The 26,273-nt window shown below is 52.8% G+C and carries 23 protein-coding genes; 20 read left to right on the top strand and 3 right to left on the bottom strand.

The features are described 5' to 3' along the window. The 4 genes from CIL02_RS16410 to CIL02_RS11965 form a co-directional block, all read left to right on the top strand. On the top strand, positions 1 to 352 hold a 352-nt coding region (locus CIL02_RS16410), incomplete at its 5' end, for a DNA-binding protein (RefSeq protein WP_094402009.1). A 595-nt stretch (positions 353 to 947) separates the two neighbouring features. Beyond that, positions 948 to 1,256, top strand: a complete 309-nt coding sequence (locus tag CIL02_RS11975) for a Dabb family protein (RefSeq protein ID WP_094402007.1) — start codon at positions 948 to 950, stop codon at positions 1,254 to 1,256. Next, complete coding sequence (locus CIL02_RS11970) at positions 1,243 to 3,483, top strand: S8 family serine peptidase (protein ID WP_170935089.1); 2,241 nt, start codon at positions 1,243 to 1,245, stop codon at positions 3,481 to 3,483. Before CIL02_RS11975 ends, CIL02_RS11970 begins: the two co-directional genes overlap by 14 nt. A 169-nt stretch (positions 3,484 to 3,652) precedes the next feature. Further along, a complete protein-coding gene (locus tag CIL02_RS11965; RefSeq protein ID WP_094402004.1) occupies positions 3,653 to 4,519 on the top strand; it encodes a M48 family metallopeptidase in 867 nt (288 codons plus the stop codon). 402 nt (positions 4,520 to 4,921) lie between these two features. Here CIL02_RS11965 and CIL02_RS11960 read toward each other — a convergent pair whose 3' ends face one another. Then, complete coding sequence (locus CIL02_RS11960; RefSeq protein ID WP_094402003.1) at positions 4,922 to 6,019, bottom strand: UDP-N-acetyl glucosamine 2-epimerase; 1,098 nt, start codon at positions 6,017 to 6,019, stop codon at positions 4,922 to 4,924. Positions 6,020 to 6,351: 332 nt separating this feature from the next. Here CIL02_RS11960 and CIL02_RS11955 point away from each other — a divergent pair, with 332 nt between their 5' ends. The 8 genes from CIL02_RS11955 (at position 6,352) to CIL02_RS11920 (ending at position 17,341) form a co-directional block, all read left to right on the top strand. After that, positions 6,352 to 6,972 (top strand): teichoic acid biosynthesis protein B, encoded by a 621-nt coding sequence (locus CIL02_RS11955; protein ID WP_141210226.1) that lies wholly within the window; start codon positions 6,352 to 6,354, stop codon positions 6,970 to 6,972. Continuing rightward, positions 6,969 to 7,859 (top strand): lipopolysaccharide assembly protein LapB, encoded by an 891-nt coding sequence (locus CIL02_RS11950; RefSeq protein WP_094402000.1) that lies wholly within the window; start codon positions 6,969 to 6,971, stop codon positions 7,857 to 7,859. Before CIL02_RS11955 ends, CIL02_RS11950 begins: the two co-directional genes overlap by 4 nt. A 280-nt stretch (positions 7,860 to 8,139) precedes the next feature. Further along, on the top strand, positions 8,140 to 8,970 hold the full coding sequence (locus CIL02_RS11945) for a prephenate dehydratase (protein ID WP_094401998.1): 831 nt from the start codon (positions 8,140 to 8,142) through the stop codon (positions 8,968 to 8,970). After that, positions 8,957 to 10,132 carry a pyridoxal phosphate-dependent aminotransferase gene (locus CIL02_RS11940; protein ID WP_170935088.1) on the top strand — a complete coding sequence of 392 codons (1,176 nt, stop codon included), beginning with the start codon at positions 8,957 to 8,959 and terminating at the stop codon, positions 10,130 to 10,132. The genes CIL02_RS11945 and CIL02_RS11940 overlap by 14 nt, the downstream gene beginning before the upstream one ends. Positions 10,133 to 10,277: 145 nt before the next feature. Beyond that, positions 10,278 to 11,345, top strand: coding sequence for a bifunctional 3-deoxy-7-phosphoheptulonate synthase/chorismate mutase type II (locus tag CIL02_RS11935; RefSeq protein ID WP_094401996.1), 1,068 nt, complete (start codon positions 10,278 to 10,280; stop codon positions 11,343 to 11,345). Positions 11,346 to 11,367: 22 nt separating this feature from the next. Further along, entirely contained in the window at positions 11,368 to 12,144 is a 777-nt protein-coding gene (locus tag CIL02_RS11930) for a prephenate dehydrogenase/arogenate dehydrogenase family protein (protein ID WP_094401995.1), read from the top strand. 98 nt (positions 12,145 to 12,242) lie between these two features. Then, entirely contained in the window at positions 12,243 to 14,231 is a 1,989-nt protein-coding gene (locus CIL02_RS11925) for a CotH kinase family protein (RefSeq protein ID WP_094401993.1), read from the top strand. 41 nt (positions 14,232 to 14,272) lie between these two features. Next, a complete protein-coding gene (locus tag CIL02_RS11920) occupies positions 14,273 to 17,341 on the top strand; it encodes a DUF6250 domain-containing protein (RefSeq protein ID WP_094401991.1) in 3,069 nt (1,022 codons plus the stop codon). 11 nt (positions 17,342 to 17,352) lie between these two features. Here the strand turns inward: CIL02_RS11920 and CIL02_RS11915 are convergent, their stop codons facing one another. Together CIL02_RS11915 and CIL02_RS16405 are read right to left on the bottom strand one after the other, a co-directional pair. Then, positions 17,353 to 18,696 carry a glycoside hydrolase family 105 protein gene (locus CIL02_RS11915; RefSeq protein ID WP_094401990.1) on the bottom strand — a complete coding sequence of 448 codons (1,344 nt, stop codon included), beginning with the start codon at positions 18,694 to 18,696 and terminating at the stop codon, positions 17,353 to 17,355. Next, positions 18,693 to 18,842: a hypothetical protein gene (locus tag CIL02_RS16405; protein WP_170935087.1), complete on the bottom strand. Its 150-nt coding sequence runs from the start codon at positions 18,840 to 18,842 to the stop codon at positions 18,693 to 18,695. Before CIL02_RS16405 ends, CIL02_RS11915 begins: the two co-directional genes overlap by 4 nt. Before the next feature lie 85 nt (positions 18,843 to 18,927). Between CIL02_RS16405 and ffh the strand changes: the two genes are divergently transcribed. The 8 genes from ffh to CIL02_RS11875 all read left to right on the top strand — a co-directional run bounded on the left by ffh (position 18,928) and on the right by CIL02_RS11875 (position 25,858). Then, positions 18,928 to 20,280, top strand: coding sequence for a signal recognition particle protein (ffh, locus tag CIL02_RS11910; RefSeq protein WP_094401988.1), 1,353 nt, complete (start codon positions 18,928 to 18,930; stop codon positions 20,278 to 20,280). 75 nt (positions 20,281 to 20,355) lie between these two features. After that, the gene (folD, locus tag CIL02_RS11905) at positions 20,356 to 21,228 is read left to right on the top strand and encodes a bifunctional methylenetetrahydrofolate dehydrogenase/methenyltetrahydrofolate cyclohydrolase FolD (protein ID WP_094401986.1); all 873 of its coding nucleotides are present in this window, start codon (positions 20,356 to 20,358) and stop codon (positions 21,226 to 21,228) included. 9 nt (positions 21,229 to 21,237) lie between these two features. Beyond that, positions 21,238 to 21,429 carry a tetratricopeptide repeat protein gene (locus tag CIL02_RS11900; RefSeq protein ID WP_240513673.1) on the top strand — a complete coding sequence of 64 codons (192 nt, stop codon included), beginning with the start codon at positions 21,238 to 21,240 and terminating at the stop codon, positions 21,427 to 21,429. Positions 21,430 to 21,526: 97 nt separating this feature from the next. Next, positions 21,527 to 21,760 (top strand): ferredoxin family protein, encoded by a 234-nt coding sequence (locus tag CIL02_RS11895; protein WP_094401983.1) that lies wholly within the window; start codon positions 21,527 to 21,529, stop codon positions 21,758 to 21,760. A 3-nt stretch (positions 21,761 to 21,763) separates the two neighbouring features. Next, entirely contained in the window at positions 21,764 to 22,843 is a 1,080-nt protein-coding gene (locus CIL02_RS11890) for a 3-methyl-2-oxobutanoate dehydrogenase subunit VorB (RefSeq protein ID WP_094401981.1), read from the top strand. Beyond that, positions 22,843 to 23,610: a thiamine pyrophosphate-dependent enzyme gene (locus tag CIL02_RS11885; protein WP_094401979.1), complete on the top strand. Its 768-nt coding sequence runs from the start codon at positions 22,843 to 22,845 to the stop codon at positions 23,608 to 23,610. The genes CIL02_RS11890 and CIL02_RS11885 overlap by 1 nt, the downstream gene beginning before the upstream one ends. Next, positions 23,607 to 24,152: a 2-oxoacid:acceptor oxidoreductase family protein gene (locus tag CIL02_RS11880; protein ID WP_094401978.1), complete on the top strand. Its 546-nt coding sequence runs from the start codon at positions 23,607 to 23,609 to the stop codon at positions 24,150 to 24,152. Before CIL02_RS11885 ends, CIL02_RS11880 begins: the two co-directional genes overlap by 4 nt. A gap of 323 nt (positions 24,153 to 24,475) precedes the next feature. After that, complete coding sequence (locus CIL02_RS11875) at positions 24,476 to 25,858, top strand: undecaprenyl-phosphate glucose phosphotransferase (RefSeq protein WP_094401976.1); 1,383 nt, start codon at positions 24,476 to 24,478, stop codon at positions 25,856 to 25,858. Positions 25,859 to 26,273 lie beyond the last annotated feature (415 nt).

Raw genomic sequence — 26,273 nt, 5'->3', positions numbered from 1 at the left:
CAACCACATAAGCGAGCACAACGGCGTATTCTCCAAGGGTACCGTGAAGGGCGTGACTACCGACATGGTAAGCTGCCTGCGCGAGATGCTCGTGGCTGGTAACAAGGTGGTTATTGATGGGCTTGGCGAGTTCAGCATCTCGCTTTCGAGCGTAGGTGCGGAGAGCATGGAGAAATTCACCGCCAGCAACATCAAGTCCGTAAACCTTGTGTTTAAGCCTGCCGAGGAGCTGCAGGACCTTATCAAGGATGCCACCTTCACACAGGTATCGTCCCGCAAGGCTCAGGCTGCCGTTCTCGCTGCCGAGAAGAAGGGTGAAGGAACTGTCGACCTCGACGCCGCCAAAAACTAAGTGAGCCATGAAAATGTCAAGCGAACAGAAGCATAGCATTATACAGGCCATCCTGACGTTCATATCGTCCGTGCTATGCGCCATCACAGCATCATCGTGCGTAGCGCATGTGCTGTGAGGTTCGAAGGGTTCGAGAGGTCGGAGGTCAAAGGGCTAAGGTCGAATGACTGATGTCAATGAGGTAATTATCGCGCTGTAAGCGCAAAAGAACATAGCCCAGGGTAGAGCGTAGCGACACCCTGGGTTATTGCATGTAGGGGATGGTCGCGCTGTAAGCGCAAAAGCGTAGACAACAGCAGGATGCGGATAACGCTTTTGCGCTTACAGCGCGCATTGATTATAATCCTCTTATTCCCAGGGTGCCGCTACGCTTTACCCTGGGCTGTGCGCTTTTGCGCTTACAGCGCGACAATTACCGACATGAACTTCGGAATTAGGATATTCATTTTTTGCACATCAAACTGTACACCCTAACGTATAAGTGCTTTCAGGGCCTAAAAATACGCATACACATATGCGCCCGTTATGATTTTTTTTTGTAATTTTGCGTCCTGTAAGGTATTACAGTCAAACATTCATAATATATTAATTGTTTATGGTAAAGCATATTATTCTCTGGACACTTAATCCTGAGTTGACGGCCGAGGAGAAGGCCGAGGTGAAGAGGGGCATCAAGGAAGGCCTTGAGGGCCTTGCCGGGCAGGTGCCCGGACTGTTGGACATACGGGTGGTCGTTGACGGGCGCCTGGAGTCCTCTAACTGCGACGTAATGTTGGACAGCACCCTTGAGAGCCCCGAGGCTCTCAGAGGCTACGCCGTACATCCGGCCCATGTGGCCGTGGCGGACAGCAAGGTACGGCCATACACGGTACAGCGCACGTGCCTCGACTATGAGACGGAGTGATGTTTTGTTCCTACGGCTCGTCTGCCTGATGGCGTTGTCGCTGATGGTGTCGGGACTGACGGCCCAGCGTGCCGATTACTCCAAGCTGTCGTCGTGGCTCCGCAGTATGGCCATGGAGCAGGCTGTAGGCAGCCGTCAGCAGGCAGCAGTGAGGGCGGGTGGCGGCATGCCGGCTGTCGACGGCCGGATGCTGACGGCATTTGTCAGGGCAGATGGCAGTATGGACTCTGTGTTCAGCGTCTGCTCTTGCCGTGAGCTTGCCCGGTATGGTGACCTGTACGTGGTGGCATTGCCTGTTGGCAACGTGCCGGCGCTGTCGTGCCATCCGTCGGTGAGGCGCATAGAGTCGCGTCAGGGCATGCGCCTGTGCATGGACTCTACGGCCGTGCATCTTGGTGCCATGCCGGCATACGCTGGCACGGGGCTTCCATGCGCGTTCACGGGCAAGGGGGTGATGGTAGGGGTGATGGACATAGGCTTCGACCTTACCCATCCCAACTTCTATGACGCCACGGCCAGCACCTACCGCATACGCAGCCTGTGGGACCAGCTGTCTGTCGACACCGTAGGCTCGCAACACTATGTCGGCGCAAGCTACCACGGACGTGACGCCCTGCTGGCATACGGCCACTCGCGCGACGGGCTCGACCAGACGCACGGCACCCATACGCTGGGCATAGCGGCCGGTGGAGGCTATGGCTCGCCATACCGCGGCATGGCCTGGGAGAGCGACATCTGCATAGTGGCCAACGCCACGACGGAGGACATAGACCTCATAGCCCCGGAGGATCTGTACAAATACACCTATGCCACCGACGCCCTGGGCTTCAAGTATATCTTCGATACTGCCGACAGTCTGGGCATGCCCTGCGTTATTTCCTTCAGCGAGGGCTCTGGCCAGGACTTCCGGGGCGACGACCAGCTGTTCTATGCCATGCTCGACAGCCTTACTGGCCCCGGCCACATCATTGTGTCGTCGGCAGGCAACGAGGGAATGGTGCCAACATATATATATAAGGAGCTGGGCAGGGAGTCGGCAGGCACCTTCGTGTACTCGTCGTCCGACCGGGTGGCCTTTACCGTCAACGCCCAGGGCGATTTCGACCTGCGGGTGGTGTTCTATCGTGGAGAGAACAGGGACACGGTTTGCATACGCTCCTCTGACATAATGGCTGCGGGCGACTCGCTGTATGCCGATACCGTGGAGATAGCAGCCAGCCAGCTCTATGTCATGGCGGCAGGCTACGACAACTGCTACGACCCCGGGAGGCAAGCCTACGAGGTGGTGCTGCGCTCAATGACCCGCTTCTCGTCGCTCGGAGCCGTCTCGGTGGAGGTGGTGGGCAGGCAGGCCGACATAGAGCTGTTCAGGAATATCGGTGCCTTCCTGGCTGACGACCGCAATCCGTCGCTGGCCGACGCACAGGCCACACATTGCATAAACTCGCCATCGTCGGCTCCCTGCGTGATATGCGTGGGGGCAACGAGCTACCGTACGGAGTTTGTCAACTACCTGGGCGATACGAGGAAGTACGACATGGGCACCAACGGGCAGCGGGGAGAATACTCGTCGGTGGGACCGACCTACGACGGGAGGATAAAACCAGACGTCATGGCTCCGGGAACAAATGTCATCTCCTCCTATTCGAGTTTCTATCTTGAGAACCACCCCACGGCCAACGACATAAAGTCGGACGTGGAGCACTTCGACTTCAACGGACGCACATACGCATGGAACAGCAATTCGGGCACCTCGATGTCGTCGCCCGCCGTGGCAGGCGCCATCGCCCTGTGGCTGCAGGCCGACCCTACGCTGAGTCCCTCCGACATCCTGGGCGTGCTGTCAAGAACATGCACCCGCTACGACGGCACCCTACAGTATCCCAACAACCTGTATGGCTACGGACAGATAGATGCCTACGCAGGCCTGCTTGACATTCTGGGGCTGAGCGCCATTAGGGAGATATCGTCCTTTGCCCCGCAGGGAGTGACCGTAAGGCCTCTGGCACAGCACGCGCTCGAGCTGTGCTTCGACCGGAAGCCGGAGAAGCCTGTAAGGGTGACTGTCTACACCATGGCAGGAGTGAGGGTGCTCACAGAAACATTCTGCCCTACGTCTGATGCCCACAGGCTGAGCTTGCCGGCATCGGTAAGCGGGGTGGCTGTGGTGCAGGTGGACGAGGCTGACGGCAAGCCCATAGGCTCGGTGATGGTGAAGGTCTTTTGAGGAGTCTGAGGTCTAAGGACTAAGGACTAAGGGCTGAGGTCTGAGGTCAAAGGTCTGAGGGGTTCAAGAGGTATAATGTTTAATGTTCTGTTGACGAGTCAGCTAAATAGCTATTAAATAGTTTACTTGTCAACTTGTCAACTGTCAACTTATAAAAAACAATAATGATATGAAAACAAAAAAGTATGTATTTCTTTGTGTGGTGGCTTGCCTGCTCGCCGTAGCATGCGGCACCACGGAGACGGTGCCTCTGACGGGGCGCAAACATCGTCTGAGAGTTACTGACCAGCAGGTGCTCAGCCTGAGCAGCCAGGAGTATTCTAACTATATGGCCTCAGCCAAGAAGTCGGCCAACGCCACCAACACCGCAATGGTGCAGAGGGTGGGCAAGAAGCTGGCAACGGCAGTTGAGAACTATCTGCGCAATAACGGCTATGCCTCGGAGATCGGAAATTTCAGCTGGGAGTTCAATCTGGTGCAGGACAACCAGGTGAATGCGTTCTGCATGCCCGGTGGGAAGATTGTCGTCTACGAGGGTCTGCTACCATACACCCGTGACGAGAACGGGCTGGCCATAGTGCTTGGCCATGAGATAGCACATGCCGTGGCAAAGCACTCGGCAGAGCAGATGAGCAAGCAGATGAACCAGCAGACGGGAACGTCTATTCTCGGCACCGTTCTCAACCAGACGGTGGGGGCAGGCACGGGCGACTTGGCGGCAGCCGTGGCAGGACAGTATTTCTCCTTCCGCAACCTGAAGTATTCACGTGACAACGAGACCGAGGCCGACTATATGGGACTGATTTTCGCCGCCATGGCAGGCTACGACCCGCAGCAGGCCATTCCTTTCTGGCAGAGAATGTCGTCGGGCAACAACCAGAACGACTTCTTCAGCGACCACCCGTCTGACGAGAAGCGCATTGTGGCATTGCAGAAAGCCATGCCGGAGGCCCTGAAATACTATCAGGGAGCCACGGGCACGACTACTTCCGCTCCTGCCAAGAAGACAAAGCAGGGATTTAGGATTGGAAATTAAGTACTGAAGTTTCCCCGTCCTTATAACAATTCTCTAACGAGATTTGTGGATTCTAAACGATTCCGCGCATTGTCTAAGGTCTAAAGTGAAGGTAATTATCGCGCTGTAAGCGCAAAAGAACATAGCCCAGGGTAGAGTGTAGCGACACCCTGGGTTATTGCATGTAGATGATGGTCGCGCTGTAAGCGCAAAAGCATAGATAACAGCAGGGTATATAACGCTTTTGCGCTTACAGCGCGCATTGATTATAATCCCCTTATACCCAGGGTGCCGCTACGCTCTACCCTGGGCTGTGCGCTTCTGCGCTTACAGCGCGTGCTGGTCACTGTATTTTCTACGAGCAGGTAGTCAGAGTAAATCAGGAACAGTTCCATTTTGGGTAAAACTGGACACCCTGGGAAATTAAGTATTAAGTATCTGCACTATTCTCTCTGCGCTCCGGCCGTCCCACATGTCCGGTATGCGTGCTTTTTTCCATCTGTTCTCCCGTATGGCCCTAATGGCTTCGGCAATCTTCTCGGGGTCTACGCCTACCAGCTCGTTGGTTCCCACCTTGACGGTCTCAATGTGCTCGGTGTAGGTGTTGAGCGTCAGGCACGGAACACCGTTGAATGTCGCCTCCTCGGCAACATTCCCCGAGTCGGTGATTACTCCCACGGCATGTGCGGCAAGCCATCCGAACTGAAGATAGGTCACCGGGTCTACTATATGGAATACTTTCTGACCACCGGCAGACACCTCGCACAGACATTCCTCTACAGCCCTGCGGGCATCGCCGCGCAGAGGAGCTATCACGGGAATGCCGGCAGCCGACTCGGTGACAGCCCTCAGCATGACGCGCAGCCCGGCCTTGTCGGCGATGAGAGCCTTGCGGTTGAGCGTGAAGAGAAAATATCCACCCTCTTGCAGACCCACTCCCCCGATGGGGCGTGGGTCTTCCCATTTCCCGTGCATGAATCTCAGGTTGTCGATGAGCGTATTGCCAACCATATATACTTTTGACAGCTCCGCTCCCTCCTTGTTGGCTATGGAGTTGTTGCTTATCCCTGCTGTGAAGAGCATGTCGGAGAGTCCGTCTATGACGAGCCTGTTGATTTCTTTCGGCATGGTGATGTCGAACGAGCGTGTGCCCGCGGCAATATGTGCGAGCCTTATGCCCTGTTTCTTTGTCACAATGGCAGCCGCCATGGTGGATGCCAGGTCGTCGACAACCACTACGGTGTCTGTCTTACGGTGTTGAAGGTAGTGCTCGAAGAGCGACATCACCTGCCCGGTAATCTCGTTGAGGTTCTGGCATACTACTCCGAGGCATATGTCGGGGCGTCTGAGCTGCAGGTCGTCGAAGAGCGAGGGCTCCAGAGTGGTATCGTCCTCGCTGCCGGTGTATACAAGGCTGCACGTAATGTTCAGTCCCTCTTCGCGTGCCCTGTCGATGGCGCGCACCAGTGGAGCTACCTTTATGAAGTTAGGCCTCGCTCCGCAAACAATGCATATTTCCATAGTTGCTAAATTATTTTAAGTTTCGCAAGAGGGGAGGAGGGGTTCGAGGGGTGATTGATGATTAATGATTGATGATTAATGATTGATGATACCATTAACCCATTAACCCATTAACCCATTAACCCTTTAACCCATTAACCCTTTACCTCCTTGTTACTACTTGCGATAGTTATTCGTCTGCAAAGATAATGCTTTTTTTCAAAAACTGGCGTGTTGGCGGCTGCCATTGTGGAATAGAAATACTACAAAATATAAAAATAATGAATTTATTTTGTCCTTCATGTCATTTGTGTTACTTTTGTGGCCGCAATAATAACCAAACACATACTGTTATGAGTAAAAGAACGATTATGTGCAGAATGCTTGTGGCAACAATTGCTGTGGCTCTGTTGCCGGCAATGGCCTCGGCGCAGACGGACTCCACAGCTATGTCACCCAAGAAGGAGAAGCTCTCGGAGAAGATGTCACGCCTGCTGAAGAGAGCAAGGACCTCGATGGAAAACGCCGGACACCAGCTTGGCGATGCCATAGGCTTCGACGACCGCATAGACTCAGGCTCTGCCGACAGCATTCTTATAGAAGGCACCTACTACATGCCTCTCTACGATACCAGCCTTTACAGGGGCTCTGATGCCATGATATATACTGACGAGAGCCGCAAGCTGTTTGCCGAACGTTATCCCGAAGTGGAGATGCTGACGGTGTGCCTGCCGCAGCAGGAGTGGATTACCGAGACCGTCCGCATGGGAAATGTCGTGGTTGGCTACAGGCAGACCATGCACTGCTTCATCATAGGGAAGGATGGCGATGACGGCTATGTAAACGCCAAGTTCACATTCCGCAGGTACAAGGAAGTCGGCAAGCAATACCGGCGCGTCAGCGGGCAATGGCCATTGTGGGAGAAGACAGATATCATACCTAACAACATATACGAAAAACTGAAATCGAAATGAGCTTCCTGAAATCACTCTTCGGTGTTTCCGACAACAGCGATGCCGCATCCGCCAGACAGCAGGAGAGCGACCGCAACTTTGACATACTGAAATACGACGGTATACGTGCCCTGAGGCAGGGCGACGGCGACTATGCCGTGAAATGCCTGACGCATGCGCTGCAGATAAAGGACGACGGCGAGTGCCGGGAGCATCTTGCCAACGCCTATCTGCAACAGGGAGACCCCACGGCGGCGCTCGGGCAGATGACTGTCCTTGCAGAGTCGGAGCCGGACAACAGCGCCCTGCTCCTGCGCAAGGCCGAGGTGGCCTATCTCGCTGACGCTTATGATGTGGTTGCCGATACCTGCATGACCATACTCGAGCTTGCTCCGGACAACTCTCGCGCATGCCTGCTTTATGGCCGTGCCTTCATGGCGCAGGGCAACGACATTCAGGCCATCGCCATGCTTACCAAGGCTATCAGCATTGATGAGGATTGCCTCGACGCCTATCTGCTCAGGGGCGGACTGCTCATGAAGCTTGGCGACCTTGACGGGGCAGGGGCCGACGCGTCGCTTCTGGTAGGCAAGGTGCCCGACAGCGAGGACGCGCAGCTGCTGAGTGCAAGGGTTACGGCGGCACGGGGGCAGCACCAGGAGGCCATAGAGATATATAATAAGGTGATAGACCTGAACCCGTTCTGTGTAGAGGCGTTCCGTGAGCGCGGGGCCATCAGGCTGGCGCTTGGCGACAAAGACGGGGCAGAGGCCGACATGAGGCAGGTGCTGGAATTGTCTCCCCACGAGCTGGACGGCACCTCGGGCGACTTCACCGCAGAGGGACGCGAGGGCATACAGTGCAAGGTGGAGCAAAACTACCGTAACATGAACCCATACGGCTTCTGACAGGACAAAAGTAAGCGGATGGAGCAAAAAATGAGCAAAATGTTTGTTCGTTTGGAATAAATGTTATAAATTTGCAGCGTAAACATCTAAAGACAACAACTATGACTAAGTCTTACGCATCTTTTTACTATTACTTTTACTTTGCATGGAATTGTAAAGCGGGAAGTTGCGTGTAGATTTCAACTTAGGAAAGAAATGATAAGATACGAAACGGTCCCGCTTGTAAAAGAGCAGGACCGTTTTTCGTAAGACCACAGAGGGCAAGAACCAACAACAATATATGAAACGAATAGCTATACAGGGATTTGTAGGGTCGTTCCACGACATAGCAGCCCACCAGTTCTTTGAGGGAGAACAGATACAGCTCATCTGCTGCGCCACCTTCGAGGCAGTGTTCGAGAATATCAAGCGTGACCCTACGGTCATAGGGATGCTTGCCATTGAGAACACCATCGCAGGGTCGCTGCTGCACAACTACGAGCTGCTCACCGCAAGCGGCGCAACGGTGGTAGGCGAGCACAAGCTGCACATACAGCACTCCATCTGCTGCCTGCCAGAGGACGGCTACGACACCATTTCCGAAGTACATTCCCATCCCGTGGCGCTCATGCAGTGCAGGAACTTCCTGGCCAACCACCCCGACCTGAAGGCCGTGGAGGCTGAGGACACGGCAGGAGCCGCGGAGTTCATACAGAGGCAGCAGTGCCGGGGATGGGCGGCGATATGCCATCCCGACGCCGCGCGCCATTACGGCCTGAAGGTCATCGAGGACCATATAGAGGATAACAAGCACAACTTCACACGCTTCCTCGTGGTGTGCCATCCCAACAAGGCCGACATGCTGCGCTCACTGGAGAAAACCAACAAGTCAAGCCTGGTCTTCTCGCTGCCTCACGATGAGGGCTCGCTGTCGAAGGTGCTCACTATATTGAGCTTCTACGACATCAATCTCACAAAGATACAGTCGCTGCCCATCATCGGACACGAGTGGGAGTACCTGTTCTATGTCGATGTGACCTACGACAACCTTACCCGCTACCGCCAGTCCATCGACGCCATCATACCATTGACCAAGGAACTGAAAATATTAGGAGAATATGAGCAATATTAAGCCCGCCGACAGGCTGTCGGCAGTACAGGAATACTATTTCAGCCGCAAGCTAAAGGAGGTGGCGGCTCTCAACGCACAGGGAAAGGACATCATAAGCCTGGCTATAGGCAGTCCCGACATGCCGCCGTCAAGGCAGACTGTAGACGCGCTGTGCCGGACGGCGGAGATGCCCTCGGCGCACGGATATCAGCCGACAATGGGTATTCAGGAGCTCAGAGAGGCCATGGCCAACTTCTACAGAAGGTGGTATGGCGTAGACCTCGACCCAAAGTGCGAGATACAGCCCCTCATCGGAAGCAAGGAGGGCATTCTGCACACTACGCTCGCCTTCTGCAATGCTGGCGACGAGGTGCTCGTGCCTAATCCCGGCTATCCCACTTACACGTCACTGAGCAAGATTCTCGGAACGAAGGTTGTAAACTACAACCTCAGGGAAGACAACGGATGGCAGCCGGACTTCGACGAGCTTGAGGCTATGGACCTCAGCAGAGTGAGGCTCATGTGGACAAACTATCCCAACATGCCCACGGGAGGAAATGCCCGCATGGAGACTTACGAGAGGCTGGTGGACTTCGCACGCAGGCACGGCATCGTTGTTGTCAACGACAACCCATACTCCTTCATACTCAACGAGGGGCAGAAGCTCAGCATTCTGCAGGTGCCCGGGGCCAAGGACTGCTGCATAGAGTTCAACTCCATGTCGAAGAGCCACAACATGCCAGGATGGCGAGTGGGCATGTGTGCCTCCAACGCAGAGTTCATATCGTGGATACTGAAGATAAAGAGCAACATCGACAGCGGTACCTTCCGTGGAATACAGCTCGCAGCGGCTGAGGCCCTAAATACTAACGATGACGCATGGCACCACGAGAACAATGTCGTGACCTACCGGCGCAGGCGTGTGATAGCGGAGCAGATCATGGACACCCTTGGCTGCAGCTACGACCCCTCACAGGTGGGAATGTTCCTGTGGGGAAAGATACCCGGCAAATACTCCGACGTGGAGCAACTCACGGAGAGAGTGCTCCATGAGGCCCGGGTGTTCATCACGCCAGGGTTTATCTTCGGAACCAATGGCAGCCGCTATCTGAGGATAAGCCTCTGCGCCAAGGACGAGAAGATGGCCGAGGCGCTGAACCGCATAAGGCAGTTGCAGTGGTGACGGGAATGTCAACGACATGCAGGCAGCATGGCCTTCAGTAAGAATAAAAACAAACAGCATATACACATTTTCGGCTTGCCACTCTCCTCATCTAACCGGCAGGCCACCTTTCGGAAAAGGAAGGGCAGGGGAGAAATGATTACTTATGGAACTCGAACTTGAACCATTGAACTTACCGAGTGACAACGAACGCCCGTTCGTCATCGCGGGACCATGTTCCGCAGAGACCGAAGAGCAAGTTATTACAACCGCCAGGCAGCTCGCTTCAAAGGGATGCCACATGTTCAGGGCTGGAGTGTGGAAGCCACGCACCAAGCCAGGCGGCTTCGAGGGCAACGGAGAGAAGGCGCTGCCATGGCTGAAGACCGTCAAGGAGGAGACGGGAATGCTCGTCGCCACAGAGGTGGCCACGCCGCAGCACGTGGAGCTGAGCCTGAAGTATGGAGTGGACATCCTGTGGATAGGCGCGCGTACTACCGCCAACCCCTTTGCCATGCAGGCTCTGGCCGACAGTCTCAAGGGAGCAGACGTGCCCGTGCTGGTGAAGAACCCCGTGAACCCCGACCTCGAGCTGTGGATAGGAGGCATGGAGCGTATTAATCAGGCTGGCATCAAGAAGATGGCGGCCATACACAGAGGCTTCTCAAGCTACGACAAGAAGATTTACCGAAACCTGCCGATGTGGCAGATACCTATAGAGCTGCGCAGACGTATTCCTAATCTGCCCATTATCTGTGACCCGAGCCACATTGGAGGTCGAAGGGAGCTGGTGGCTCCGCTGTGCCAGCAGGCTATGGACCTGGGCTTCGACGGACTGATGGTGGAAAGCCATTGCGACCCGGACTGTGCGTGGAGCGATGCCAAGCAGCAGGTGACACCCGATGTACTGACATACATTCTCAGCCTGCTGCAGGTGCGCAGCGAGACTGTAACCACAGAGGGCATCTCGCAGCTGCGTCAGCAGATTGACGAGCTGGACAACCAGCTTATGGAACTGCTCTCTAAGAGAATGCGCGTATGCCGCGAGATAGGACAGTACAAGAAAGAGCACAACATGACGGTGCTGCAGTCGGCACGCTACAACGAGATACTGGAGAAGCGTGGCGCACAGGGAGCACTCTGCGGCATGGATGCCGACTTTGTGGCTCATGTCTACGAGCTTATACATGGTGAGAGTGTCAGACAGCAGATAGACATTATCAACAAACAGTAGATATCATCAACAACATCAGGAAATGAAAATACTGATTATGGGAGCAGGAAAGATGGGGAGCTTCTTCATCGACCTGCTCTCCTTCGACCATGAGGTAGCCGTGTTCGAGAAGGATGCCAAGCGGCTGCGCTTCACATATAACTGCCAGCGTTTCACGTCTGTCGACGAGATTGCTGACTTCAAGCCCGAGCTGCTTATCAATGCCGTGACGGTGAAATACACCATACCGGCATTCAAGGAAGTATTGCCGTATATACCCGAGGACTGCATCATCAGCGACATCAGCTCCGTGAAGACCAATCTCAGGGAGTTCTACGAGCAGGCGGGACATCCGTATGTCTCCACGCACCCGATGTTCGGCCCTACGTTTGCCAATCTCAACCAGCTCAGCGAGGAGAACGCCATCATCATCAGTGAGGGTGACTATATGGGACGCATCTTCTTCAAGGATCTGTACCAGAAGCTGGGACTGAACATCTACGAGTACACCTTCGAGGAGCACGACAAGACTGTGGCCTACTCGCTGAGCATACCGTTTGTCTCTACGTTTGTCTTTGCCGCCGTGATGAAGCATCAGGATGCTCCAGGAACAACATTCAAGCGGCACATGCGCATCGCAAAGGGAGTGCTCTCCGAGGACGACTATCTGTTGCAGGAGATACTCTTCAACCCCTACACCCACGACCAGGTGTCGCAAATCAGGACTGAGCTGAAGGAGCTTCTCGACATCATAGACCACAAGGATGCCGTTCGTATGAAGGCGTATCTGACGAAAATACGCAATCATGTGAGGGAATGATGCGGAAAAGGCGCAGGTGTTTCGTATATATATAATAAGGTGGAGATTGTATTTCCGCTTGGGGTATTAAAATCTAATTATTATTTACTGAAGTATATATGAAACGAAAAGCCTTAGCTATATTATTCCTTTTCACGGCTCTTGTTGCCAGTGCGCAAACATACGTCCGGAAGACTAATCTGCCGACGGTATATATAAATACTTTCGGCAACGTGCCCATAACAAGCAAGGAGACATACGTGTATGCCACCATGCACTATGTCGACGAGAACGACGCGGTTACCGCTTACGACTCGCTCCAGATAAGGGGACGGGGCAATTCCACATGGGGATTCGCCAAGAAACCATATCGCATAAAGTTCCAGGACAAGGAGAGGTTTCTCGGTCCTGACCGGGCTAATGCCAAGAGCTGGACGCTGCTGGCCAACGCTGCCGACAAGAGTCTCATACGCAATGCCGTGACATCGCTTATGGGAGAGTTCACGTCGCTGAAGTTCAATCCCGCCGCCAAGTTCGTGGACTTTGTGCTCAACGGCAATTATCTCGGCAACTACCAGATTAGTGACCAGATGGAGGTCAGGAAACGCAGGGTGGATGTCGTAGAGCAGGACTTGCCGCTGCTCGACACCTCCGACATCAGCGGAGGGTATCTGCTGGAGGTTGACGGATTTATGGATGGCAACTGCTTCACTACGTCCACCTACTCGGTGCCCATACGCATAGTATATCCTGACGATGAGGATATTGTAGCCTCGCAAAACCAGTATATCAAGAAATATATAGCCGACTTCGAGACCGTTCTCAACTCCAGCTACTATGCCGACCCGGACAAGGGGTATAGGGCCTGGGTGGACAGCATGTCGCTTGCCGACTGGTATATATGTACCGAGCTGACGGCAAACATCGACGGCTTCTGGAGTACCTATTTCTATAAGGACCAGGCCGACTCGCTGCTCTACTGGGGACCGCTCTGGGACTACGACATAGCATACAACAACGACACGCGCAAGCCCGGTACGCAGACACAGCTCATGACAGACTATGGCTATGGGCAGACAAAGGAGTGGATAAACCGTATGTGGAGCGACCCATGGTTTGCCAAACTCGTCAACAGACGCTACACGGAGCTGCTGGACGCAGGACTCACAGACTATCTCTACAACAAAATAGACAGTCTCACAGAACTGCTGCAAAGGTCACAGGAGCTGAACTACCAGAAGTGGGGCATCAACAAGAGGGTGTACCACGAGATAGTGCTCTACTCGTCATACGACCAGTATATTGCTGACCTCAAGACATTCATTAGCGAACATTCAGAATGGCTCAAGACGGCATTCGCGCAGAAAAAGCCGGCCGAGCCTACACCGCCGTTCTCTCCTGGCATGTTCTACTACCGGATTATCAATGCGAAGACTGCTAAAGGTCTTGATATTCAGGGAACTGGGGTGGTGCAGTATGCCAATACCGAGGGAAGGCTGTCACAAGACTGGTACATAAAACCAGTGGGAGACTATGTGCAGATTATCAACCGTGATGCCAACCTCGCCCTCAACGACCCAACCATAGGGAATGTCGGCCCGACGGTTAACATTGGAACGCAGCTTAACGTAGTCGCGCCCGATGAAGAGAGCCCACGCCAGCTGTGGACACTCGTACCTCAGGGAACGGCCGGATATTACAATCTCCTGAACAGTTACACTCAGCACATCGCCAATCTGCAAGGTGGCAGTGCGAATGACTATACAAGCATTCTAAGCTATACCAACGACTCGCGCAACGGCTACAGCACCAACAGGCTGTGGTATATTGTAGCTGGTGACGACCTCCCAGAGGAGATTACGGGCATCAGCGACATCGAGCCGGAGGAGTACGCACTGGCATACAATCCGCAAACATTCCGCCTGCATTTCGGTAGCGAGACTCCCGACCGCCTGACGTTCACGGCATCGGTATACTCACTTGGTGGCGCTAAGGTGGGCACCTTCCGGGCCTCCGAGGGCTTCGACATGTCTGCGTGCCCCGCCGGAGTATATGTCGTGACATGGAAGACGGGAGGAAAGACACGCTCTGCTAAGTTCCGCCGATAAATATCAGAGGTTTAAATATCAGAGGTTTGAGCTTTTTCCTTATGATAAAGAACATTCTCTTTCTCCTTTTGGTTTCCCCCCTGTGGTCTGTAGCGGCCCCCGCATCCGGCACTTGGCAGAAGAAATGGTGCGTTGAGTCAGAGTCCGACCAGTACAGCGTTACCTCCCTTGGCGGAGATACGCTTGAGATACTTGCTCCCAAAGGACTTACACTATGGTATCGCCAGATGCTCAAGGGCGACATGACGGCAGAGTATGATGCCTGCGTAATGGACGAGGGACGGGATGGCGACCGCCTGAGTGACATGAACTTTTTTTGGATGGCATCCGATCCTCAGGCAAAGGACATCTGGACAAGGATGGCCTCGCGCAAGGGCGTTTTTGCCAATTGCAGCCAGTTGCAGCTCTACTATCTTGGCTATGGGGGAAACTACAATACCACTACGCGCTTCAGAAGATACCATGGGGAGCCTAAGCCTCCCATTGTCAAGGAGTATACTGATGCCGACCATCTCCTGAAACCTAACCACTGGTATCACATTCGTATACAGAGTCTCAAAGGAATTGTAAGCGTATATGTAGATGGTGAGCTAATCGTGGCCTACCGCGACAGCTCGCCGCTCAAGAAGGGGTGGTTTGGATTTCGGACAACACTGTCACGCACGCGCATCGCCAATTTCCAGTGCAGGAAGTCTTCTTCCGTTGACGTGCCTCTCCACTGGGTAGGCCAAGTTCCAAACGGCATACAAATGCCCGTGAGCTTTGGTGTGCCTTTCGCTCAGGGTGAGCTGCGTAGCCCCTCTGAATATGAGCCGCAGGGCATGGCGGCCGATACATGGCCTACAGCCTGGTGGCCTGATGGCAGTATAAAGTGGCTTGGGGTTGCAGGGGTGCCTGGTAGCAGGTTGCAGATGGCAAGTCCTGTAATCAGACAAAGTCAGATTGTTATTGATAATGGACTATTGAAGGTTGCTGTTCCGCGAAGTGGCGAGAATGTCATTGACAGCATCTGCATCGGAAATACCAAGGTTTGTGGTGCGGCCCGCCTGATAGCAACCACTACCACAGGAGAGTTTCTTTCTGCAATAGATAGCTCGTCGGTAGAAAGAGCAGGCGCATCCAGAGCATTAATAAAGATATGCGGACATATGGCAGGAGGGGGCAGGCGCTGGTTGCCATTCACGCTCCGCCTTTATGTCTATGCAGGAAATAGCCAGCTGCGTTTTGTGCATTCTTTCGTCTTTGATGGCAATCAGGATTCAGACTTCATACGCTCTGTCGGCTTCCAGGCCGACGTGCCTCTGCGTGGGGAGTACTACAACCGACATGTAGCGTTCTCTATGGGCAATGGCGACATGTGGCACGAGCCGGTACAGCCACTTGATGGCAGGCAACCTCTCGATAAGAGCATCAATTGGCAGCAACGGCAGATGCTGGGGCAGGAAATTCCTCGCTACGGCAGCTTCGACAAACGGCAGCAGACATTGCTCGACGAATGGGCGTCGTGGGATGGGTTCCGCCTGTCTCAGCTCAACGACGGATCTTTCACCATACGGAAGAGAACGCAGACAGACAGGCCGTGGATAGGCACGTACACTGGCCATCGCAGCAACGGCCTGGCATTTGTAGGCGATCATTCCGGAGGTGTAGCTTTGTCATTGAGGGATTTCTGGCAGCAATATCCGTCATCGTTGCTCATTGACGGCGCACGCTCGGCAAGCGCCTCGCTTACGGCATGGCTGTGGAGTCCAGAGGCTGAGGCTATGGACCTTCGTCATTACGATACTGTTGCACATGGCTTGCAGTCGAGCTACGAGGATGTGCAGGAGGGCATGTCCACTCCTTATGGAATAGCACGTACCAGCGAGTTCACGATTGTTCCTTTTGCCTCATTGCCAACAACAGCTTGTCTCGCAAGTCTTGCTGGTGTTCTTGCTGAGAGTCCCCGCCTTCTGCCAACTCCCGATTACCTTCATGCCAAGCAGGCATTTGGAGTGTGGAGCCTGTCTCCTCAGTGGATGAGTGTCGGAGCCCCAGCCGGCAGTGGCGGTGCTGACACTGTGCGCGCAGGTATAGAGAGGAGATTGCAGGAGTGGCTCGACATTTATAAGAAAGACATTGATGACCATCATTGGTACGGTTTCTGGAATTATGGCGACATAATGCATGCCTACGACCCGGAGCGGGGGCAGTGGCGGTACGATGTCGGGGGATATGCCTGGGACAATACCGAACTGGCCACACCCGACTGGCTGTGGTATTCGTTCTTGAGAACAGGTGACAAAGACTTGTGGCGGATGGCTGAGGCCATGACACGTCACAATTCGGAGGTTGACACATATCACATAGGGGATATGGCGGGACTGGGAACGCGGCACAACGTCAGCCACTGGGGATGTGGCGCGAAAGAGGCACGCATATCGCAGGCTGCATTCAACAGGTTCTATTATTATCTTACTACCGATGAGCGCATTGGAGACCTTATGACTGCCGTCAGGGATGCCGACCAGATGTTGTATACCGTTGACCCCATGCGCCTTGCAGAGCCTAAGAGCCTGTTTCCATGCAGTGCGCCGGCGCGGTTGCGCATTGGTCCTGACTGGCTGGCTTATGTCGGCAACTGGATGACAGAGTGGGAGCGTACGGGCAACACCGTCTACCGTGACAAGATACTCAGAGGCATGAAGTCTATTGGAAGCTTGCCAGACGGACTGTTTACCGGCAACAAGGCGTTGGGCTTCGACCCTGCCACAGGTGTCATATCCTACGATGGCATTCCTGGCCGCCGAAATACAAACCACCTGATGACCATAATGGGTGGGTTTGAGATAATGTGTGAGTTGCAGTCCATGCTTCATGAACCTTCATTCGACAAGGCTTGGCTTGAGCATGCTGCCCAGTATAAGCAGAAAGCCATGGAAATCAGCAAGAACCGGTTCCATGTCAGACGCCTTGCCGCTTATGCTGCCAGCCATCTCAATGATGACGCCATGGCAAGAAACGCTTGGCACGACCTGCTTCATGGCCATGACGACTTCTCTACAAATTCCGCGGCACTATGGAGTCTCGATGCCATATATATGCTTGAAGTGTTGCCGACGGATAGATAGTGCCATTGTTCTCAGAACCTTATCTCACCGTCATAGTTGAAGATGGGCTCGTCGGTATTCACCTTCTCGGGGTAGAACTGCACGGCGCTGTCGTTTGATTTCGGATATTGGTTTTCTAATAGAAGCAGCATCTCTGCTCCTGCCCATATCACGGGGCCGTAGCCATGTGCTGCGGCTGTGCTTACGGGACGGTACATATAGAAGGCGGGGTCGAAGCCCATGCCTGTGCCCACGCAGGTGCCCGTCACCCGTCCCGTGCTGTCGATGCTTGCCTCTACGGCATGCCAGGCCAGCTGTACCGCGGGACCGTAAGCCAGTGCTGATATCCATCCCTTGTTTATGGCATGCGCCATGCAGTAGGTGTATATGGCCGTGCAACTGCTCTCATCGTATGATTCGGGGCGGTCGAGCAGCTGGTGCCAGAAGCCGTCCTTCCCCTGCAAGGCCGCCAGTCCCTGTACATGCTCTTGCAACAACGACAGTATCTCCGCCCGCTGAGGATGGTTCTCCGGTAAGACATCCAACACCTCGCACATCGTCAGTATGGCCCAGCCGTTGGCTCTGCCCCAGTGGAACGAGGGGTGGGGAGTCATCGCCTCTACCCAGCCGTGCCTGAACAGTTTCTTCTCTGGCACCCACATCTTATCCTTGAAAAGCAGCACCTGCCTGGCAGCCTCGTCGAAATATCTGGCCTCGCCGGTATACATACCCATATACGCTATGGCGGGGATAGCCATAAACATGTCGTCGAGCCATACGGTGTTCTTGTGGGGACGCTTGCGGGCAAAAGTGCCGTCGGCGAGCCGGAACTCCTTCTCCATGATATACTCTGCATAGTTGGCTATTACAGGAGCGGTATTGATGGTTGGTGTGGCTCTTGTCTTGCCGTTTGCCCTGACGGTAAGCTCGCCCTTTATCATTGCCGTGCAGATGGCACCGGCGTCATCAAGGGCATGAGGGTCGGCAACCTTCCTCATCTTCTCGTCAATCTTTCTCCCGCTCTTTATATCATTAATAGCCTTTGGGAAGGCATCGGCTATCGCCTTGAATTGTTTCTCTACATATTCAGCATATCTGCCGTCACCGGAAGCCTTTGCGGCTGCCAGGCAGGCACTGTAGGTCACGCCCCATTCATAGCTCGTGGTGCGGAACTGCTGCGGGTTTGCAAGGATATAACCCAGCACCCTGTCAATACTTGCCTTCACCTCCTCCTTGGTAGATACACCATATTTATGCTTATAGTCTGGTGTCAGCAAGTGGAGTGGGGTGTTTGAGTCATTGATGTCTGTTGTACCCTGTGCGTGTGCCATAACCGGCATTGCCAGGCACGCGATAACAATAGTCTTTAAGCTCATTTCTTGTTTTTTATATTAGTCGTGATTATTCTTTGTTCGTTTTTCTCTATCTCCTCTATCTCCTCTATCTCCTCTATCTTCTCTATCCTCTCTATCCTCCTCCACCATATTCCGTCCGCAAATATAGCTATAATTGTCCAAACCACAAACTTAAATTAATATAAATACCCCGCAATAGTTCTTGTTTCTGATAGGAAATTTGTACTTTTGCGGAAAAATATACTACGAAAGATGTTTGAAAATTTAAGTGAACGCCTTGAACGCTCGTTCAAGATACTGAAGGGAGAGGGCAAGATTACCGAGATTAATATTGCCGAGACATTGAAAGATGTGCGCCGTGCCTTGCTTGATGCCGATGTCAACTACAAGGTTGCAAAGACCTTTACCGATAGTGTAAAGCAGAAAGCGCTCGGCATGAATGTGCTTACCGCTGTCAAGCCGGGACAGCTCATGGTGAAGATTGTGCATGATGAGCTTGCACGGCTGATGGGAGGAGAGGCCGTAGGGCTGAACCTCAGTTCAAGACCATCCGTAATCCTCATGAGCGGACTGCAAGGCTCGGGTAAGACTACCTTCAGCGGAAAGCTTGCCAACCAGCTGAAGCTCAAGCAGCATAAGAACCCCTTGCTCGTAGCCTGCGACGTCTATCGTCCGGCAGCCATCGAGCAGCTGAAGGTGGTGGGTGCTCAGATAGGTGTTCCTGTATATTCCGAGCCCGACAGCAAGGATGTCGTGACTATAGCCAACAACGCCATCCGTGAGGCAAAGGCCAAGGGATATGATACCGTCATCGTCGATACGGCCGGACGACTCGCCGTTGACGAGGAGATGATGAACGAGATAGCATCGCTCAAGGATGCCCTGAACCCCGACGAGACTCTCTTCGTCGTTGACTCCATGACTGGACAGGATGCTGTCAATACTGCCAAGGAGTTTAATGACAGGCTTGACTTCGACGGTGTGGTACTTACCAAGCTTGACGGCGACACGCGTGGTGGTGCGGCATTGAGTATCAGGACTGTTGTCACTAAGCCTATCAAGTTTGTTGGTACCGGAGAGAAGATGGAGGCCATCGACGTATTCCATCCCGACCGTATGGCAGACCGCATCCTTGGCATGGGCGACATCGTCTCGCTTGTTGAGCGCGCCCAGGAGCAGTTCGACGAGGAGGAGGCACGCAAGCTTCAGAAGAAGATACAGAAGAACCAGTTCGACTTCAACGACTTCCTCGGCCAGATAGAGCAGATCAAGAAAATGGGAAATCTTAAGGACTTGGCTGCCATGATACCAGGCGTGGGCAAGGCCATTAAGGATGTAGACATCGACGACAATGCTTTCAAGGGCATAGAGGCCATCATAAAGAGTATGACACCGAAGGAGCGCACCCATCCCGAAATACTGAATACCAGCAGGAGAGCACGCATAGCCAAAGGCTCTGGCACCAATATTCAGGAGGTAAACAGGCTTATCAAGCAGTTTGACCAGACCCGTAAGATGATGAAGATGGTTACTGGCAGCCAGATGGCAGGAATGATGTCAAGGATGAAGGGAATGAACATCCCCGGAATGCCCAAAATGAAGTAATCTATCTTCTCTATCCCTATCCCTATCCCTATCCCTATACCCCCTCTATCTTCTCTATAAAAAAAACAAAAAAACATGCAACTAATAGACGGAAAGGCTACCGCAACAGCCATCAAGGCGCAGATAGCGCAACAAGTAAGCGACATAGTTGCCAATGGAGGCAAGCAGCCACATCTTGCTGCTGTCCTTGTTGGCCACGACGGAGGAAGCGAGACGTATGTCAAGAACAAGGTTATTGCCTGCGAGCAGTGCGGCTTCAAGTCCACCCTCATACGCTACGAGGATGACGTTACTGAGGAGGAGCTTCTTGCCTGCGTGGAAAGGCTCAACAACGATGCCGACATTGATGGCTTCATCGTGCAGCTGCCGTTGCCACGCCATATCGACGAGCAGAAGATTATCATGGCCATCGACTACCGCAAGGATGTCGACGGCTTCCATCCTGTCAACGTAGGCCGGATGTCCATCGGTCTGCCATGCTTCATCTCGGCAACGCCGCTGGGCATCATAACACTGCTGAAGTTCTACGGCATAGAGACAAGTGGCAAGAAATGTGTGGTGCTTGGACGCTCCAACATTGTGGGCAAGCCGATGGCTCAGCTTATGATGCAGAAGCAGTATGGCGATGCCACCGTCACCGTATGCCATTCACATTCCAAGGAGCTGAAGAAGGAATGTCTGGAGGCGGACATTATCATCGCAGCCATCGGACAGCCAGACTTCGTTACGGCCGACATGGTGAAAGAGGGTGCCGTCATCATCGATGTAGGTACTACAAGGGTTCCCGATGCCTCGCGCAAGAGCGGCTTCCGCCTCAATGGCGACGTGAAGTTCGATGAGGTGGCTCCCAAGTGCTCATACATAACACCTGTGCCGGGTGGAGTAGGCCCAATGACCATCTGCTCGCTCATGCAGAACACGCTCCTGGCTGCTAAAGGCATCTTCTGAATTATGTGTGTGGAACAGACTCTAACAGCCAGGCAGTGGTACGAGAAAGGCAACAGCTACAGCCGTAAGGGCGACTGGCAAAATGCCATCGAATGCTATATGGAATCAATAGAGCTGGATGCTGACTCGCCGGCCGTTGAGGCAAAGGCTATGATAGAAGGCATTCTCAACTTCTATAATAAGGATGCATATAATCCCTGAACCTGAACCCCACATATTATTATATATATATAAAAAGAAATAGAATACCCGCTTCTTATAATATAGGAATACGGAACAACCTATAAATACTATTATCATGGCAAAAATAAAAGGAGCTATAGTCGTCAACAGCGACAGATGCAAGGGTTGCCAGCTCTGCATCGTGGCATGTCCTAAAAATGTCATTGCGCTTGCACCGAAGAAAGTCAACGTCCATGGCTACCCCTATGTAGAGCAGGCCAGACCCGACGACTGCATCGGATGCGCAAGTTGCGCTATCGTATGTCCTGACGGATGTATTACTGTTTACAAAAAGAAAATGGAGGATTAAGCTATGGCAGACAGAGAGATTACTCTTATGAAAGGCAACGAGGCTATTGCCAACGCTGCCATCAGGTGTGGTGCCGATGGCTTCTTCGGCTATCCCATTACACCGCAAAGCGAGATTATCGAGACGCTGGCCCTGCTCAAGCCATGGGAGACAACGGGAATGGTTGTCCTTCAGGCCGAAAGCGAGGTGGCGGCTATAAATATGGTATATGGAGGGGCTGGCGCCGGCAAGCGTGTCATGACAACCTCGTCATCGCCAGGCGTGGCACTCATGCAGGAGGGAATTTCCTATATGGCTGGCGCTGAGATACCTGGAGTCATCGTAAATGTTCAGCGAGGAGGTCCCGGACTCGGTACTATACAGCCCTCGCAGAGCGACTACTATCAGGCTACGCGTGGCGGCGGCAATGGCGACTATAATGTCATCGTGCTCGCGCCGAACTCCGTGCAGGAGATGGCAGACTTTGTCGACTTGGCATTCGAGCTGGCATTCAAGTACCGCAACCCCGCTATGATACTCAGCGATGGCGTCATCGGACAGATGATGGAGAAGGTGGAGCTGCCGCCATATAAGCCGCGCAAGACTGAGCAGGAGATTGCAGAGCTCTACCCGTGGGCTACCATGGGACGCACGGCAGGCCGCAAGCCAAATATCCTGACTTCGCTTGAGCTGAAGCCGGAGGTCATGGAAGTGCGCAACCTGCACCTTCAGAGGAAATATCAGGAGATTAAAGACAACGAGGTGCGCTACGAAACCAAAAACACCGAGGATGCCGACTATATCATCGTAAGCTTTGGCAGTGCAGCGCGCATTTCTGAGAAGGCTATGGAGCTCGCACGCCGCGAGGGACTAAAGGTCGGACTTTTCCGTCCTATCACTCTCTGGCCTTTCCCGTCAAGTCAGATTGCCGGTATAGCAAAGGGTACCAAGGGCATCCTTGTCGTGGAGATTAATGCCGGGCAGATGGTCGACGACGTTCGTCTCGCCGTCAACGGAGCCGAGAAGGTTGAGCACTTCGGTCGCCTTGGAGGTATTGTTCCCGAACCGGAGGAAATAGTCAAAGCATTAAAGGAGAAACTGTAATGGCAAACGATATTATTTCACCAGAGAACCTGGTATACAAGAAGCCCGCATTGATGAACGATACAGCCATGCACTATTGCCCGGGCTGTTCTCATGGCGTGGTACACAAGCTCGTCGCAGAAGTCATAGAGGAGATGTCAATGGAGGAGAAGACGGTTGGCGTATGCCCCGTGGGCTGCGCCGTCTTCGCATACCGCTATCTTGACATCGACTGGCAGGAGGCCGCACATGGACGTGCGCCAGCTGTTGCTACGGCTGTCAAGCGGTTGTGGCCCGACAGGCTGGTATTCACTTATCAGGGAGATGGCGACCTGGCATGCATAGGCGCATGCGAGACCATACATGCCCTGAACCGTGGAGAGAACATTACCATCATCTTCATCAACAACGCCATTTATGGCATGACGGGAGGACAGATGGCGCCGACAACGCTGCTGGGACAGAAAACGGCTACTTGCCCCTACGGACGCGACCCCGAGCTGCACGGCTATCCCCTGAATATCACCGAGCTGGCTTCACACCTGGAGGGCACATGCTATGTCACACGCCAGAGCGTGGAGTCCGTGCCGTCCATACGCAAGGCCAAGGCTGCCATACGCAAGGCCTTCGAGGCTTCTATGGCTGGGAAGGGCTCGTCGCTCGTGGAGATTGTCTCTACGTGCAACAGCGGATGGAAACTCTCACCGGTAAAGGCCAACGAGTGGATGAAGGAACACATGTTCGAGAAATACGTAAAAGGCGACCTTAAAAACACATTGGACAAATGAAGACAGAAATCATAATATCCGGATTTGGAGGACAGGGAGTCCTCTCCATGGGGAAAATACTCGCCTATTCAGGACTTATGGAGGATAAGGAGGTTACGTGGATGCCTGCATACGGACCTGAGCAGCGTGGCGGTACCGCCAATGTCACGGTCATTGTCAGTGACGACAGGATAAGCTCGCCCATTCTCAGCAAGTACGATGTGGCCATAGTTCTCAATCAGCCGTCACTCGACAAGTTTGAGAGCAAGGTAAAGGCTGGAGGTATTCTTATCTACGACGGTTTCGGCATCATCAACCCGCCTACCAGGACGGATATCTCCGTCTACAGGATTGATGCCATGGAGAAAGCTGCCGAGATGAAAAACTCCAAGGTCTTCAATATGATTGTCCTTGGAGGACTCCTAAAGGTGTGCCCCGTGGTGAGCACCGAAGGACTGAACAAGGCTCTATACAAGAGTCTGCCAGAACGCTATCACAACCTTATACCGCTTAATATGCAGGCCGTAGAGGAGGGTATGCGTATAATTGGCAATAACAAGTAGCGACATACAGCTATCTGCTTATCTGTAAAAAACTTTTAGACAAATTTATATCTCAGTAGCCGCATATTCTTTCCTGGCGGGTGTTTTCCCTTTTGTTGCATTTCTGTGACAAAAAGCCTTACGGGAGTGAATATGTGGCTTTTTTTTGGATTTTTCCAAAAAAAGTTGCATAAACGTTCTTCTTGTTAAAATAATTGTGTACCTTTGCGATGTTATATGAAAGCTTGATGTCAGCCTATTTTTAAGGTGGGTGTCATGCTGCAGGATAACATTGAAAAGTTTTCTGTTTTTTTACATACACACACGATTAACCAATAATTACTATGCAACAGATATCCAATAGAGACGAGGTGACTCGGTGGTTGGTAATCACTGTTGACCTTATAGTTGTCAACACATTATATAATTTATTCACTCACGTAGGGCTAATCCCTGCGCATAGTCATTCGCTGCTTTGGTGGAATGTTGCATACATCTTTTCTGTTTTTTGTATAAAGCCTGTCGCGCATCTTCGTCTTGCCAAGTCTGAGGAGATTGTAAGCTGCAGCTTCTGGACGGTAGTGTTGATGTCTGCCATTTTTGTTAGTGAGCAGAGCATTTCTGGTATGTTAGATGTCGATTGGTCAAATGTGTTTTGGAGGTTTCTCTGCTCTTTTATTGTTTTTACCATCTTTCGCTTTGTAAGCCGTACAGTCATAAAGCTGATACGAACGCATGGCAGAGACCGCAAGACGGCGGTATTCGTGGGTGCTGGTGTCAACCTTGCGGCTCTCTACGACCGAATGGCATACGACAAGTCGACGGGCTATACCATTAGTGGTTATTTCGAGGACAAGGACTCAAGACATCTCTCACAACAGCTACCAAGACTTGGTACAAGGGCTGACGTCATAAAGTACCTTGAGAACCACCATCCAGACATGCTATTCTGCAATCTACCATCTTCTGAGGCCGAAAGCATACGCACCATCATGGACTATTGTGATAACCACCTCATACACTTCTATTCAGTGCCCAACGTGCGCAACTATGTGCAGAGAGCAATGGCAGTGGAATTCGTTGATGATATCCCTGTGCTGTCAGTACGCTATGAGCCGCTACGCAGGCCTGTGGCCATCGTCACCAAGCGGATGTTCGACATCCTGTTCTCGCTCGCCTTTCTCTTGTTCTTCTTCTGGTGGATATTCATCATCGTCTTTGTCATCACAAAGATTACCATGCCTGGCCCGGTATTTTTCAAGCAGAAGCGCAACGGACTGTATGGCAAGGAGTTCACGTGCCTGAAGTTCCGCTCAATGAAGGTGAACGCTGACGCTGACACTAAGCAGGCAACGGAGAATGACCCGCGAAAGACCAAGTGGGGAAACATCATGCGCAGGACCAACATCGACGAGCTGCCGCAGTTCATCAACGTCCTGCTTGGAGATATGAGCATTGTGGGGCCGAGGCCACACATGGTAAAGCACACAGAGGAGTACCGTGCACTCATCAATAAGTATATGGTGCGTCACTTCGCCAAGCCCGGCATCACAGGATTGGCGCAGGTAACAGGTTCGCGAGGCGAAACATCAGAACTATGGATGATGGAGGAGAGAATAAGGAAAGACATCTGGTATGTGGAGAACTGGAGTCTGCTCCTCGACATCAAGATCATCTTCCGCACCATCACCAACATGCTTGGCTTCGAGAAGGGCAACGCATACTAAGCTTATGTTTTTCTGACTGTTCTTTCAATTTCCTGGGGGCAACAGTGACCTGTATATGATGAGTCTTTCCTCCCTTTTCTCTTTTCCAGAATAGGGCGGACGATTTCATGTGCCAGTTTAGCCCATCTCACGCAAAGCTTTGCATCCGCCAACGCAAAGCATTGCATCTGCCAACGCAAAGCTTTGCATCTGCCATCGCAAAGCTTTGCATCCGTCCCTACAAACGTTTGCGGAAAAAGGCACCTTCATTTAGGTGTCTTCCCAATGTTTTTCTCTGAGCCTTTTTTTGGGGGAGACTGTCCGAAAACTATAGCCACGTAGGTTAGATTCGTTACCAGTCGTGTGATTTTGTTTGTTTTGTTATAGTTGTTTAACTCAGAATCGTCTTTATTCTCAAGTATTTTTCGTACCTTTA

The sequence above is a fragment of the Prevotella sp. P3-122 genome (assembly GCF_002251365.1).
Taxonomy (GTDB): Bacteria; Bacteroidota; Bacteroidia; order Bacteroidales; family Bacteroidaceae; genus Prevotella.
The sequence above is the reverse complement of the archived record's forward strand: the minus strand, read 5'-3'. Positions and strand labels throughout refer to the sequence as shown.